Raw genomic sequence first — 13,458 nt, 5'->3', positions numbered from 1 at the left:
TCATGCCTTCCCGATCAGGAGGACCCCGACGACGAGCCCGTAGATCGCGATGCCCTCGGCCAGGCCGACGATCACGATCGCCCGGCCGAACAGCTCCGGGCGCTCGCTCATGGCGGCGATCGCCGCCGCGCCTGTGTAGGCGACCGCGATCGCGGCACCGATCGACGATCCGGCGACCGCGATCGCGGCACCCAGCAACGCGGCCCAGTTCCCGGTCGTGGCCGCGGTCTGCGGTGCGGCCGACGCCGGACCGGCGGTCAACGCGACCGCCAGGACGACGAGCGCGGCCGCGGCCACGATGCCGTCCGCGACGAGGAGCAGGCGCAGCGCCCGGCGGCCGTGCCGACGCAGGACGTACGCGAGGGCGATCCCACCGGTGATCACTGGGAGGCCGATGAGCCATGCGGACATGAGGAGACCTCCTCGGTGGTGATGGGAATGTGCCAGGGCCGGAACGGCCGCCCCTGAAGCTGGAAGACCTTGGAGAACAGCTCGTAGTACTCCAGACGCAGGGCCTGGATCGCGACGACGAGGCCTTCGAGCGCGAACGCCAGCAGGTTCCCGGCGATGAACAGCACGACGGCCGCCGGCGCGGCGGCGCCTCCCTGATGCCACAGGGAGCGTGTGGCGTCCCACACGATCAGGCCGATCGCGGCGTGCATGAGCCCGAAGGCGGCCAGCCGGGTGAAGGACGCCACGTTGGACCCAAGACCCAGGATCGTGTCGAACAGCTCCATCAGCGCCTCGAAGACACCGCCCCGGCTGAGGAAGCCGGCGAACAGCAGTGCCATCGCGAGCACCGCGATCGCCGCACCGAGCGCGACCAGCCAAGTCCGATGGTCGTACCAGCCGCCCGCGATGAGCGCCGTGCCGGCGAGCAGCGCGGCTCCGGCGATCCCCGACGAGGCGTACAGCGCAGCCGCCCAGCCGCCTTCGCGCACACGGTTCACCGCTCCCAGCACGAACGCACCGGTCAGGAGCGCCGCGCCGACACCGACCGCGGCGATCAGCAGCGGAACCGGCCGGTCGAGCGGCCGCAGCCAGACGGCCGGCACCAGCCCGGTCGGACCAAAAGATTCGCCGTACAGCACGCCGAAGGCGATGCCCGACAGACCCGCTCCGGCCACGAAGGGCCAGGCCCGCCGGAACCGGGCGAGACGCGACCAGTACCGCAACACCACGGCCACCGCCAGCAGCAGCGCGCCATGACCGACATCGCCGAACATCATCCCGAACATCAGCAGGTACGCCGTGGCGGCCGGCGGCGTCGGATCGAGATCCCGGTACGGCACCGTGCCGTACGTCTCGACGAGCGGCCTGAGTGAACCGCGGAGGCCATCGCCGCGCAGCAGGGTGGGGGCGTCCACGCCACGGGGCCGGGGCAGGACGATGACACCACCGCCCACCGGGGCGAGCCGCTCCGCCAATGCCGGTACGGCGACCGCCGGAGTCCACCCGGCCATGGCGGCCACCTCGCCATGGACGATCGCGTCCCGTGAGCGTTCATCCAACTGCGCTTCGCCCGCGAGGAGATCACGGCGATCGGTGTCGCCGAGTGGCTTGACCGACAATGCGGCGTCCGGGTCCACTTCGGCGGTCGCGCCGTCGAACTCGACCACGCCCGCGTCCGCGACGCACACGAGGACGTCGCGCAATGCTTCGGCCGGTGTGACGATGGCGATCCGTTCCATGCGGATCGGCTGGAGGTTCTCACGCCACGAGCGCATCGAAGACCTCCGGCGAGCCGCCGCGCGCGGCCAGTTCGAGGGCGGCCCGCATCCGGCAAGCGTCCGCCGCCAGGACGGCGACGGCGCCGAGCACCGGGGCCAGACCGTGACCGGCACCGGACAACAGGTCCTGACCGTCGTGCTCCACCCGGGTCCACCAGCGCCTTTCGACCGCCCACAGGTCGTCTTCGCCCTCGACGCCCCGCAACGACCAGGCGGCATCCGCGGGCAGCCGACGGGCCAGCTCGGCCAAGGTGACGGCCTGCTGCGCCTTCCGTCCCACGAGGTCCGGCGGGAGCGGGGGAAGGGTCCGTCCCTCCAGGAAACCCTCGCGGGCGATCAGCAGAGCCAGGGCACCGGCGGCCCACGGCCTCGTGCTCGTGGACACCACGGCCGCGCGTCCCGCCCAGGAGATCCGCATACCCAGCTGGATCGACCGGGGATCGCCTCCACCCGGGTCGCCCCACGGCGAGGCGGCCAGCGCGGCGCGCAGATCGGAGGCCCCGCGCAGGGCGGGCCAAGCCGTTGCGAGTGTGCCCGTCTCGAAGGCGGGTTCGCCGAACAGGAGCCCTTCGACGTTGGCGATCTCGAACCAGCCGGCGAGCATCCGCAGCGCCGCCACGCCCCGGCCGGGCAGCCACCCCGCCAGGACTCGAATGTGCCAGAGGAGAGTCGCCAGAACAGCATGCTGCGTCGCGGCCAGATCCTGCCCCTCGCGCACGTCGTGGCCGTACGGTGTCCGAGTCAGCGTCCGGACGGCCTCATCCACGCTCCGGCAGGTCGCCAGCCTGCGAGCCATGCCCACGCCCGCCCGCCTGCGCGCCAACGCTCTGGCCCGTGTGGTCCCGGCGACCCACGCCGTACTCATGGTCCCTCACCGCTCCGCACGCGCTTCACAGGCGTCTCCTCGTGCGGGAGGCGCGCCTCACATGGGCACCGTTCGGCCGCTTACCCGGCTCGCCGCGTGGGGCTTGCTTCGCGTTCACGTCTGTCCCTTGAGGACGCTAATGGCCCTGGCGACCAGCGCCGGCAACCGTTCATCGGCGCGGGCTCGGATCTGAGCGGCGATCCCTTCGGCGTCGGTGACGATGGCCGCGTACTCGGCCGACACACGTTCGCCCGCCCGGGCAGCGGCGGCCGCTCGCTCGGCTGCCACCCTCATCCGGGCCTCCGCGATCAGTGTGTCGGCCTGATCGTGAGCTCGCCCCCGGGCGTCGCGTGCGTCCCGCCTGGCCGCTTCGCGAATCGCCGTGCACTCGGCCTGCACCGGTTCCAGGGTCGCGAAGACGTCGGCCAGCTCGGCCGCGAGTTCGGTCGCTCGGTCGGCGGGCACCCCAGTGCGCGCCGCCGCGCCCGGGGCGCCTGCGGGCCGGAACCGTTCCAGGAGGTCCCGCAACCTCGCCATGCCACCATCCTCCGGGCAGATGACGCCTCCGGGCAGGGCCGCATGGGTCCCGGCTCTGAGGACCTTCGGCCTCTGGCGGCCGTCCTGGATTCAGGCGCGGGGAACGCGGTGGGCGGCCTCGGTGGTGTCGTCGTCGGCGTAGTCGAGTTCGTCGATCACGCTGACGACGCCGTCGGTGGTGGCGGTGAGCCGTACGGCAATAGGGATCAGGCTCTTTCGCTCCAGCGCGCCGGTCAGGGTGACGATGCCGTGGCTGACGCGCACGGACACCGCGTCGGGATCGGCCGGTAGCAGGCGTGCGAACACCTCCTGTCGTATCTCCTCACGGATCTCCTCGTCCGGACGGGTGAAGACGCGCAGGAGGTCGCGGCGGCTGATGATGCCGAGGAGGTGATTCTGGTCGTCGACGACCGGGAGGCGTTTGATCCCGTGCTGGTCGAGCAGCCGGGCCGTCTGCACGACCGTCGCCTCGGGCCGGATGGTGATCGCCGGGGTGGTCATGAGTTCCTCGGCGGTGACCGCCTGGGCCTTCGCCCGGAAGAGCCTCTCGTGGCGCCTCTCCGGCCGGGTCCATGGCTCGTCCTCCCTGTGCTCCTCCTTGGCGAGCAGGTCGGACTCGGAGACGACACCGATCACGCGGCGGTCGTCGTCGATCACCGGCAAAGCGGTGATGCCACGTTCGATCATGATCTGGGCGATGTCCTTGAACGAAGCGCCCCGATACGCGCTCACCACGGCCGTCGTCATCAGATGCCTTACGGTCCGCGACCTCATTTCAGGCCTCCCTTGGTCTACGCGTCCGCCCCCGCCGCGGGCCGCTCAACGGTGACCCGCGTGCACAGGAGGCGCTTCCAGGGGCTTTCTTCGGACGTTAGGTGCCTGTGCGCTGCCCGGGCATGGGGCATAGGTCCTGTCCGGACGGGCCGAGAGGCGCTTCCCGGCCGGTGTCCGAGATCTGGAGGGGACCAGCGGTCTGGTCTACCACCTCGCGGGGAATACCGGCCCGGTGGCCGTAGAGCTCACACTCCTGGGAGTCGGAGCGATGAAGTCGCCCCGCTACCGGCCTGCCGGGTTGCTGGTGGTCCATGGGGAGTGTCGCGTCATGCTGGACGGGGGAGAGGCGAGCGTTCCGGAGCCGCCATTGGACGCTTGGCTGGTGTGCGATGAGCGCGCGGAGTTGATGCCCGATATCCGGCGGCGTTGCCGGACGCTCGATCTGCGCCCGGCGGTCGAGGACTTCACCGGCAGGCACTTGCGTATCGCGCCGATGCCAGTGGCCCACACGTCTCACCCGACGTTTGGTTACCTGATCCAGGCCGTCGGGCGGAGTGCGGTGTGGGCGCCGGAATTCTGGGAGTTCCCGCCGTGGGCGCACGGCGCCGACCTGATGTTCGCGGACGCGGCGGGCTGGCGGCGGCCGATCCGGTTCGCCGGTGGCGTCGGTGGCCACGCGGCGGTGGTGGAAACGGCGGAGCAGGCCCGTCGGAATGGAGTCGACAGGCTGGTCTTCGCGCACATCGGCCGTCCCTCGATCCGTGCCATCGACACGGGGCGGCAACCGCCTTACGGCGAGTGGGGGATCGAGGGCCGTACCTATCGTCCTTGACCGACCGAAACCCACCGGCACAAGGACCTTCGGTCTTCGACGTCGTGGTCGAACGGCCCTGGGCAGGCGGAGGCGCCGCGGCGAGTCTGGAACTGGTCGTTGCGAAACGGAGGCGTGGCCATGAGGTGGGAGCCGATCCTCAAACGGGCGGCTCCGCCGGTACGGCCCAACCTGCTCGACTACGACACGGTCAGGCGCGAGTTCTCCTGGGAGCAGGCTCGGGCCGAGTTGTCCGGGCTGCCGGGTGGGCGCGGCCTCAATATCGCCCATGAGGCGGTCGACCGGCACGCGGCCGGTCATGGTGCCGACGTCGCCCTTCGCTGTGTCGGCCGTCATGGGAAGGTCACCGAGTCGACCTATGAGGATCTACGCCGGGCCACCAACCGGTTCGCCAACCTGCTGCGTGGCCTGGGCGTCGGCCGAGGTGATCGCGTGTTCACCCTCCTCGGACGCGTTCCCGAGCTTTACGTCACGGTGCTGGGCACTCTGAAGAACGTCAGCGTGCTGTCGCCCTTGTTCTCGGCGTTCGGGCCCGAGCCGATCTGTGAGCGGCTCCGCCTCGGGGACGCCCGGGTCCTGGTGACGAGCGAGGAGCTGTACCGGCGGAAGGTCGCTGGAATCCGGGACCGGCTGCCGGGGCTGAAACACGTGCTCATCGTCGGTGACCCGATGCCGGAGGGCACGATGTCCTTCCACGAGGCGCTGGCCGCGGCGAGCGACGGGTTCGCCATCCCGGCCACCGACCCGGCGGACATGGCGCTGTTGCACTTCACCAGCGGCACGACGGGCCGGCCGAAGGGCGCGATCCACGTCCACGAGGCGGTCGTCGCCCACTACGCCACTGCCAGGTTCGCGCTCGACCTGCACCCAGGCGACGTGTTCTGGTGTACGGCGGACCCGGGCTGGGTGACGGGCATGTCCTACGGGGTGATCGCGCCGCTCACCTGCGGGCTGGCGCTGGTCACCGACGCCGGCGAGTTCGACACGCGCCGCTGGTATCGGGTGCTGTCGGAGCAGGCTGTGACCGTCTGGTACACCGCGCCGACCGCGATTCGCATGCTCATGAGGCATGGAGCGGGGGTCGCCAAGGAGTACGACCTGTCGGCGCTGCGGTTCGTCGCCAGCGTCGGTGAGCCGCTCAATCCCGAGGCGGTCGTGTGGGGGCAGGAGGCGCTCGGCCTGCCGATCCACGACAACTGGTGGCAGACCGAGACCGGCGCGATCATGATCAGCAATTTCGCCGCGATGGAGATCCGGCCGGGTTCCATGGGCCGCCCGCTGCCCGGAGTCGAGGCCGTCCTGCTCGAACGCGGTCCCGACGGCCGCGCCCGCGTGGAAGGCGGAGAAGTCCGGGTGATCGATCACGGCGAGGGTGAGCTGGCGCTTCGTCCCGGCTGGCCGTCGATGTTCCGGGGCTACCTGCACGATGACGAGCGGTATGCCAAGGCGTTCGCGGCCGGCTGGTACCTCACCGGCGACGTCGCCCGCCGTGACGACGACGGCTACTTCTGGTTCGTCGCCCGCGCCGACGACGTCATCGAGTCGGCCGGGCATCTGATCGGCCCGTTCGAGGTCGAGAGCACGCTGATGGAACACCCGGCGGTCGCCGAAGCGGGCGCCATCGGCAAACCGGACCCGGTCGCGGGCGAGATCGTCAAGGCCTTCGTCGCCCTGAAACCCGGTCGCGAGCCGAGCGATGACCTGCGACGGGACCTGATCGCCTTTGCCCGTCGCCGGCTCGGGGCGGTGGCGCCCAAGGAGATCGCTTTCGATCGGGACCTGCCGCACACGCGCAGCGGCAAGGTCATGCGTCGCCTGCTGAAAGCGCGGGAGCTCGGCCTGCCCGAAGGCGACGTGTCAACGCTGGAGCGTCCGCCATGATCCGTAAGAAGGCCACCGTCGCGGAGCACCGCAAGGAACTGCTGCGTCAGATGCTGCGCATCCGCCGCTTCGAGGAGAAATGCGTCGAGCTCTACAGCGCGGCGAAGATCCGTGGCTTCCTCCACCTCTACATCGGCGAGGAGGCCGTCGCGGCCGGTGCTCTTCAGGCGCTCACCCCCGACGACAACGTCGTCTCCACCTATCGTGAGCACGGCCACGCTCTCGCCCGGGGCATACCCGCGTCGGCGATCATGGCCGAGATGTACGGCCGGACCAGCGGCTGCAGCCACGGCCGCGGTGGTTCGATGCACCTGTTCGGCGTGGACCGGCGGTTCTACGGCGGCAACGCCATCGTCGGTGGCGGTCTGCCCCTCGCCATCGGCCTGGCCCTCGCCGACAAGATGCGCGGTGACCGGAGCGTGACGGCTTGTTTCTTCGGTGACGGCGCGGTGGCGGAGGGAGAGTTCCACGAGTGTCTGAACCTCGCGGCCCTTTGGGAACTGCCCGTCCTGTTCTGCTGTGAGAACAACCTGTACGCCATGGGTACCGCGCTGGCGGTCGAGCACAAGGAGACCGACCTGGCGGTGCGGGCCGCGACGTACGAGATGCCGGCCTGGCCCGTCGACGGCATGGACGTCATCGCCGTCGAAAACGCCGCGCGCCACGCCGCCGAAGCCGTACGCGAAGGCGGCGGGCCGCACTTCCTGGAACTGCGCACCTACCGGTTCCGCGCCCATTCCATGTACGACCCCGACCGCTACCGGGACAAGGCCGAGATCGAAGAGTGGAAGCGCCACGACCCGATCGACGCCCTCGTCCTGCGCGAGAAGCTCCCCGCCGACGACCTGGAACTGATCGACAAGGAGGTGGCCGCCGAGATCTCCGGGGCCATCGAGTTCGCCGAGGCGGCTCCACTGGAGCCGGCCTGCGACCTCACTCGCTTCGTCTACAGCCGCGAGGACGGATCGCCATGAGCGAGCCGGTCAAAATCACTTACCGGGAGGCCATGCGCGCCGCGCTGCGCGAAGCCCTGCAGCGCGACGAGCGCGTCTTCCTCATGGGCGAGGACGTCGGCCGGTACGGCGGCTGCTTCGCGGTCAGCCTCGGCCTGCTCGAAGAGTTCGGCCCGGAGCGGATCCGGGACACACCGCTGTCGGAGTCGGCCTTCGTCGGCGCCGGGATCGGTGCCGCGATGGGCGGGATGCGGCCGATCGTAGAGATCATGACGGTCAACTTCAGCCTGCTCGCCCTCGACCAGATCCTCAACAACGCCGCGACGTTGCTGCACATGTCCGGCGGGCAGGTCAGCGTGCCGGTGGTCATTCGCATGACCACCGGAGCCGGTCGCCAGCTCGCCGCCCAGCACTCCCACAGCCTGGAGGGTTGGTACGCGCACATCCCCGGGCTGCGCATCGTGACACCGGCGACCCTCGAAGACGCTCGAGGCATGCTCTGGACCGCCCTGCAGGATCCCGACCCCGTACTGATATTCGAACACGGATCGCTCTACGGCCTGGCGGGTGAGCTTCCCGCGGACGCGAGCGCCGTCGACATCGACTTCGCCGCGGTACGCCGGCCCGGCCGGGACGTCAGCGTCATCACCTATGGCGGTACCCTCGGCAAGGCCCTGGACGCCGCCGACGAACTGTCCGGTGACGGGATCGAGGCGGAGGTGATCGACCTGCGGACTCTCCGGCCGCTCGACGACACCACCGTCATCGACTCGGTCCGGCGCACGCATCGGGCCGTCGTGGTCGACGAGGGCTGGCGGTCCGGAAGCCTGTCCGCCGAGATCACCGCCCGCATCGTCGAACAGGCCTTCTACGATCTCGACGCGCCCGTGGAGCGTGTGTGCACCGCCGAGGTCCCCATCCCATACGCCAAGCATCTGGAAGAGGCCGCGATCCCGCAGACCGCGGACATCGTCGCCGCGGTCCACCGGACGGTGGACGGTCATGGCTGAGTTCCGGATGCCCTCACTCGGCGCGGACATGGACGCCGGGACGCTCACCGACTGGCTGGTCCACCCCGGCGACGAGGTCCACAAAGGCGACATCGTCGCCGTCGTCGAGACCGACAAGTCCACCGTTGAGGTCGAATGCTTCAACGCCGGCACCATCGACCGACTCCTCGTCGAGCCGGGACAGCGAGTGCCCGTCGGCACCACGCTCGCCACCATCACCGAGGCCGGCCCGCAACCTGCTCCGGAACCGACGGCTTCCGCGGAGCCGTCGGCGCCGGAGCGTATCGTCACGCCTGCCGCGGAGCCCGTGCCCGAGGCCGTCACCGAACCGGTACGGAAAGGGCGCCCACGCCGGACGCGGCCGAAGGTGCCCGCTCCGCCGGCCGGGAAACGACCGCCGGCGGTGGAGCCGACGGTCGCCTCACCGCTGGTACGGCACCTAGCCCACCGGCACGGAGTGGATCTGGCCGCGATCCGGGGGACCGGGCCGTCCGGCGAGATCACGCGTGCGGACGTCGAGCGTGCCATCACCGCTCCCACCCGGGTCAAGGCGTCACCACTGGCGCGCAGGCTCGCCGCCGAACTGGGCGTCGACCTGACCACCGTCATCGGCAGCGGGTACGGCGAGGTCGTACGAGCCGAGGACGTGCGTGTCGCGGCACAGGACAGGCGACCGGCCGTCGCCGAGCGGCGTCGCGCCGAGGCGCCCCCGCCTGATCGCGCCGAGTCGATGCGCCAGGCGATCGCGCGAGCCATGGCCAGGTCGAAACGAGAGATCCCGCACTACTATCTGGGCGACACCATCGACGTGACAGCCGCTCTCGACTGGATGCGGGAACGCAATCGGAAGCTCCCGGTGAACGATCGTCTGGTGTCCTCCGCGCTGCTCCTCAAGGCTGCCGCCCTTGCTCTGCGGGAGGTGCCGCGGCTCAACGGATTCTGGATCGACGGCGGCTTCGCCCCAGGCGATGGGGTGCACCTGGGAGTGGCGATCTCACTGCGCGGCGGCGGCCTCATCGCGCCGGCCCTCCACGACGCCGACCGTCTCTCGCTCACCGAGCTCATGGCGGGCCTGCGCGACCTGGTCGCCCGGACGCGTTCCGGGCGGCTCCGTGCCTCGGAGCTGACAGATGCCACGATCACCGTTACCGATCTTGGCGATCAGGGCGTCGAGTCGGTCTTCGGTGTGATCTATCCGCCACAGGTGGCGCTCGTCGGATTCGGCAGGATCGTTCAACGGCCGTGGTCGATCGACGGGCTCATCGGCGTACGACCGGTGGTGTCCGCGACCCTCGCGGCCGACCATCGGGCTACCGACGGATACACGGGCGGACGTTACCTGCGGGCCGTCGGGCGGTTGCTGCAGCGACCGGAGGAGCTGTCATGACACCGGATGAGGCGCAGAAGATGATCGAGGACGTCCTCGCCGAGATCGCGCCGGGCACCGAGGTCGCCCAGCTGGACGCCGACAGCGATCTGCGCGAATCTCTCGAACTGGACTCCCTGGACTTCCTTAACTTCGTCGAGGCGCTCAGCGACCGCGCCGGCCGCCGCATCGACGAGGACGACTACCCGCGCCTGGCCACGATCGGGACCGGCGTGACGTTCCTCACGGAGGAGGAATGAGGTACCTGATCCGGGTGCGTACCTGCTTGGGCCCGACGGTCCGGCGAGGTGGGCCGGATCGTCGCATGGCGGCTTTTCGGCGAGCGCGTTGGTGACGTCCCGTGGTCAATGGGCGTTGTCGTCCGGGCTGATGTGTTCGTGTGTCACACCGCCCGGATGGAGGGGGAGACGGCGGCCGGTGATCTCGGCTGCGCGCAGCCGCACGAAATAGGGCTTGGGGGTGGATGACCATGGAGCTAGTGGCAGCCGCTCCAGGTCATCGATCGTCGCCGCGTCGGTGACGACCTCGGCGGTACCCCTGACCAGAACGCTCCATCCGGTCCGGAGCCCCGGCTCGACCTCATCGGTTTCGAACGACAAGGGCCGCCCCTGCCACACGGCGGACAGCTTGCCGCCCTCCGCGGTCCGGAACACGACAACCTCTCCGTCCAGGACGAAATTGACCGGCAGTACCGCTACGCGACCATCATCATCGGCCAAGCGACACGACCGATCACCACATTCCGCAGCAGCGTGAAGCAGGTGTCACGATCGAGTGGCTGAGCCGTGCCAATGTCATCCGGCACGGGATCGTCTTGCGGAGATGACATCCCGATCCTCCTGAATTCGCGATCAGCCCAGGCCATCGAGCCTTCCACGGCAGGGAACAGAAACCACTCGTCTCCCTCCCGTCGTCCCGGGCCGTCGCCGGGGCCCGGCTGGGCGATGGACGAGGTCCTGGTGGCAGCGTACGATCCAAGGCCGCGCCGCGGATCTATGCGGACGCCGCTTTGCCGGCGCGCCGGATGTACCGGCCGGTGGTGCGACTGGGGTTGACGCGGAGGAAGAGCTCTCGCTGGCCGCCGGGCCATGGCTCGACACCCGCGTGGATCAGCGATTCGCGCTCCGCTTCGGAATCCACATGATGTGCGGATCCCTGGATGAGGACACTCCAGCCTTCCCTGGCCGCCATGTCGATCTCGTCGATCTCGAAGGCCACCTGGTACTCGGCGTCGGCTATCCCGGTGCGGAGGTCCTCATCCATCGGGCTGCCGAGCGCCGTGCGGAACACGATGGCCCCTTCATGCAGCTTGTAGTTGACCGGCAACACCACGGGCCCGAACCGGCCGGTATATGCGATCCGGCCGACGCCGCCCGCTGAGATCAGCTGCAGGCACTCGGCCTCGTCCAGCTGCTCGACCACCGGATGCCTGTCTGCTGCTCCACGTTCGGATTCGGGGACTTCACGCGCTTCATCGTGATCAGCCATGAGTGATCCCGCCAATGATCAGTGCAGGGACGAATACGGATCACGGCCGGACCTTCCCGTCATCATGCGGCGCTAATCGCCGACTCACCTGGTCGTTCGAGGTGCGACGAGGGTCTTGCCGCGAAGCTCGCCTGAGGCGGTCCGGAGGAGTCGAAAGTCCCCCGCTTCATGGGACAACGGCCCTGAGCCGACCGCGCCGTCCTGTTCAAGGGTTGAAGTGCGGCGGCGATTCACGAACCGGCGGGGCGAAGCCGCGAAATCACGGACAAGAGGAGACCCCCGTGAGCGATCCAGATGACAGACGTCCCGTACTGGTGGGCTATGACGGGTCACCAGGGGCCGAACAGGCGCTGTACTGGGCCACCGAGGAGGCACGACTGCGTGACCTGCCTCTTATGATCTGCCACGCCTGGCACTGGCCCTATCCCTTCCGCCCCTTCGCGAAAGAGATCTTGGAGCAGGTCGAGAGCGTGGGCGGGACCGTGCTCGACGCCGCTGTGCGTCGTGCCCGGGAGATGGCCGAGGGCCTTGAGATCCATCCCCTCTTGGGAAAAGGAACATCTGCGGCGGCTTTGCTGGAGGCGGCCCTCGATGCCGAATTGATCGTATTGGGCTCACGGGGACATGGAGGGTTCAAAGATCTGCACGTGGGATCAACCGCGATGCAGGTCTCGGCACACAGCGTCAGGCCGGTCATCGTCGTACGGCCGACCTTGCCGCCCGTCCGGCAGGACGGCGTACGGATCACGGTGGGAGTGGACGGTTCGCCGCCGAGCCGGGCCGCTCTCGATTTCGCCTTTACCGAGGCGGAGCTGCGAGGCGGGTCGGTGATGGCGGTGTGCGCTTGGTGGGATCCCAGCGCGTCGCCCGGACCGAACCGCGTGCCGTTCACCGATGCCGCCGCGATAAGGCGAGACGCTGCGGCGCGCTTCGAGGAGGAAGTCGCGCCATGGACCTCCCGACACCCGAAAGTGCCGGTGACGACCGAGTTCATGACCGAAAGACCGCAGCGGGCAGTGATCGACATGGCGAAGGGAGCGGTGCTGCTGGTTTTGGGCGACCACGGAGTCGGGGCGGTACCTGGAATACGCCTGGGACCGGTCACGCACACCGCTTTGTCCACGGCTCCATGCGCCGTCGCGGTCACCTCGGCGCCGCCCGAATATCAGCTACGCGACGCTGCGACGACCGAGCGTACGGAAGCAAGTGGGTGACGATAAGACGTCACCGCCTCGCCCATCCGCCCGGTCGTCAGCGCGTCGGGAGGCCACGATGCGGGTCTGCGTTGCCATGGGCGAGCCGGGTGCGAGGGGTATCCGGTGGAAGTTCTATGGCCGTGGTGTGGGTGATCTGACCCTTACGCGCCGTCGCCTTGGCGGGGTCAGCGTGATCGTCGTCGGCGGCGAGCTCGATCTCATGACCGCGGGACAGTTGGAAGACTTTGTGCGCCGGTCCCGCAGACCCGGGGATCAGGTGGTCCTCGACCTGACCGGTACCGCCTTCATGGACTGCAGCGGGCTCAGCGCCTTGCTGCGTGTGAGGCGGGAGGCCGGCCGCGACGGCGGCATGGTCCGCTTGGCCACTCCGCGGCGGATTCCCGCGCTCGTACTGCGGCTCACCGGGACCGATCGTCTCTTGCCGGTGTACGCCAGCCTCGATCAGGCCCTGGCCGTTGCCGTCTCGACCCGCCGTGCCGCCAGCGCGGCGCTGGGCAGGACCTGTCGGCCGCGGATCCGCGGCCGCCGGGCGGGCAGACGTAGGCTGGATTAATGGCGCTGAGGATCGGGGACGAGTGGATCGGCAGCGACCGCTGCCCCCAGGTTGTCAAGGCCGTCCCCGGCGGCTCTGGGGTCCTGCCCTTCCGGCCAGGCCGCTACACCAAGGAAGAAGCGAGCACGGCCATGATCCGTGCCGAGCACGGTGACCTGACCAGCGACCCAGCCGTTGAAGCCTTGGCTTCCTGACACCCGCACACCCCATGATTGTTCACTGTTGGCGAAT

At 69.5% G+C, this 13,458-nt stretch carries 16 protein-coding genes; 9 read left to right on the top strand and 7 right to left on the bottom strand.

Annotation, left to right across the window (positions count from 1 at the left end; translation table 11 throughout):
• From ACYVF7_RS37420 to ACYVF7_RS37400, 5 genes are all read right to left on the bottom strand, one after another.
• A complete protein-coding gene (locus ACYVF7_RS37420; protein ID WP_460350029.1) occupies window positions 1–411 on the bottom strand; it encodes an ATP synthase subunit C in 411 nt (136 codons plus the stop codon).
• Window positions 381–1,727 carry a V-type ATPase 116kDa subunit family protein gene (locus tag ACYVF7_RS37415; protein WP_460350027.1) on the bottom strand — a complete coding sequence of 449 codons (1,347 nt, stop codon included), beginning with the start codon at window positions 1,725–1,727 and terminating at the stop codon, window positions 381–383. Before ACYVF7_RS37415 ends, ACYVF7_RS37420 begins: the two co-directional genes overlap by 31 nt.
• Window positions 1,711–2,595, bottom strand: coding sequence for a hypothetical protein (locus tag ACYVF7_RS37410; protein WP_460350025.1), 885 nt, complete (start codon window positions 2,593–2,595; stop codon window positions 1,711–1,713). Before ACYVF7_RS37410 ends, ACYVF7_RS37415 begins: the two co-directional genes overlap by 17 nt.
• Window positions 2,596–2,709: 114 nt before the next feature.
• Window positions 2,710–3,132 carry a hypothetical protein gene (locus ACYVF7_RS37405; protein WP_460350023.1) on the bottom strand — a complete coding sequence of 141 codons (423 nt, stop codon included), beginning with the start codon at window positions 3,130–3,132 and terminating at the stop codon, window positions 2,710–2,712.
• 90 nt (window positions 3,133–3,222) lie between these two features.
• Entirely contained in the window at window positions 3,223–3,906 is a 684-nt protein-coding gene (locus ACYVF7_RS37400) for a CBS domain-containing protein (RefSeq protein ID WP_460350021.1), read from the bottom strand.
• A 268-nt stretch (window positions 3,907–4,174) separates the two neighbouring features.
• Between ACYVF7_RS37400 and ACYVF7_RS37395 the strand changes: the two genes are divergently transcribed.
• From ACYVF7_RS37395 to ACYVF7_RS37370, 6 genes are all read left to right on the top strand, one after another.
• The gene (locus tag ACYVF7_RS37395; RefSeq protein ID WP_460350019.1) at window positions 4,175–4,738 is read left to right on the top strand and encodes an MBL fold metallo-hydrolase; all 564 of its coding nucleotides are present in this window, start codon (window positions 4,175–4,177) and stop codon (window positions 4,736–4,738) included.
• Between the two features lie 120 nt (window positions 4,739–4,858).
• Window positions 4,859–6,619 (top strand): acetate--CoA ligase, encoded by a 1,761-nt coding sequence (gene acsA, locus ACYVF7_RS37390; protein ID WP_460350017.1) that lies wholly within the window; start codon window positions 4,859–4,861, stop codon window positions 6,617–6,619.
• A complete protein-coding gene (gene pdhA / locus ACYVF7_RS37385; RefSeq protein WP_460350015.1) occupies window positions 6,616–7,593 on the top strand; it encodes a pyruvate dehydrogenase (acetyl-transferring) E1 component subunit alpha in 978 nt (325 codons plus the stop codon). The genes acsA and pdhA overlap by 4 nt, the downstream gene beginning before the upstream one ends.
• On the top strand, window positions 7,590–8,582 hold the full coding sequence (locus ACYVF7_RS37380; protein WP_460350012.1) for an alpha-ketoacid dehydrogenase subunit beta: 993 nt from the start codon (window positions 7,590–7,592) through the stop codon (window positions 8,580–8,582). The genes pdhA and ACYVF7_RS37380 overlap by 4 nt, the downstream gene beginning before the upstream one ends.
• Window positions 8,575–9,969: a 2-oxo acid dehydrogenase subunit E2 gene (locus tag ACYVF7_RS37375; protein ID WP_460350010.1), complete on the top strand. Its 1,395-nt coding sequence runs from the start codon at window positions 8,575–8,577 to the stop codon at window positions 9,967–9,969. The genes ACYVF7_RS37380 and ACYVF7_RS37375 overlap by 8 nt, the downstream gene beginning before the upstream one ends.
• Complete coding sequence (locus ACYVF7_RS37370) at window positions 9,966–10,208, top strand: acyl carrier protein (protein ID WP_460350008.1); 243 nt, start codon at window positions 9,966–9,968, stop codon at window positions 10,206–10,208. Before ACYVF7_RS37375 ends, ACYVF7_RS37370 begins: the two co-directional genes overlap by 4 nt.
• Window positions 10,209–10,313: 105 nt before the next feature.
• Here the strand turns inward: ACYVF7_RS37370 and ACYVF7_RS37365 are convergent, their stop codons facing one another.
• Both ACYVF7_RS37365 and ACYVF7_RS37360 read right to left on the bottom strand, forming a co-directional pair.
• Window positions 10,314–10,688, bottom strand: coding sequence for a pyridoxamine 5'-phosphate oxidase family protein (locus ACYVF7_RS37365; RefSeq protein WP_460350006.1), 375 nt, complete (start codon window positions 10,686–10,688; stop codon window positions 10,314–10,316).
• A 274-nt stretch (window positions 10,689–10,962) separates the two neighbouring features.
• Window positions 10,963–11,457 (bottom strand): pyridoxamine 5'-phosphate oxidase family protein, encoded by a 495-nt coding sequence (locus tag ACYVF7_RS37360; protein WP_460350004.1) that lies wholly within the window; start codon window positions 11,455–11,457, stop codon window positions 10,963–10,965.
• A gap of 281 nt (window positions 11,458–11,738) precedes the next feature.
• On the opposite strand from ACYVF7_RS37360, the gene ACYVF7_RS37355 reads away from it, so the two are divergent.
• The 3 genes from ACYVF7_RS37355 (at window position 11,739) to ACYVF7_RS37345 (ending at window position 13,421) form a co-directional block, all read left to right on the top strand.
• A complete protein-coding gene (locus ACYVF7_RS37355) occupies window positions 11,739–12,671 on the top strand; it encodes a universal stress protein (RefSeq protein ID WP_460350002.1) in 933 nt (310 codons plus the stop codon).
• Window positions 12,672–12,798: 127 nt separating this feature from the next.
• A complete protein-coding gene (locus ACYVF7_RS37350; protein ID WP_460349999.1) occupies window positions 12,799–13,227 on the top strand; it encodes an STAS domain-containing protein in 429 nt (142 codons plus the stop codon).
• Window positions 13,227–13,421: a hypothetical protein gene (locus tag ACYVF7_RS37345; protein ID WP_460349997.1), complete on the top strand. Its 195-nt coding sequence runs from the start codon at window positions 13,227–13,229 to the stop codon at window positions 13,419–13,421. Before ACYVF7_RS37350 ends, ACYVF7_RS37345 begins: the two co-directional genes overlap by 1 nt.
• Window positions 13,422–13,458 lie beyond the last annotated feature (37 nt).

Source organism: Actinoallomurus acanthiterrae, from assembly GCF_054775715.1.
This window is presented reverse-complemented; position numbering and strand designations above follow the sequence as displayed.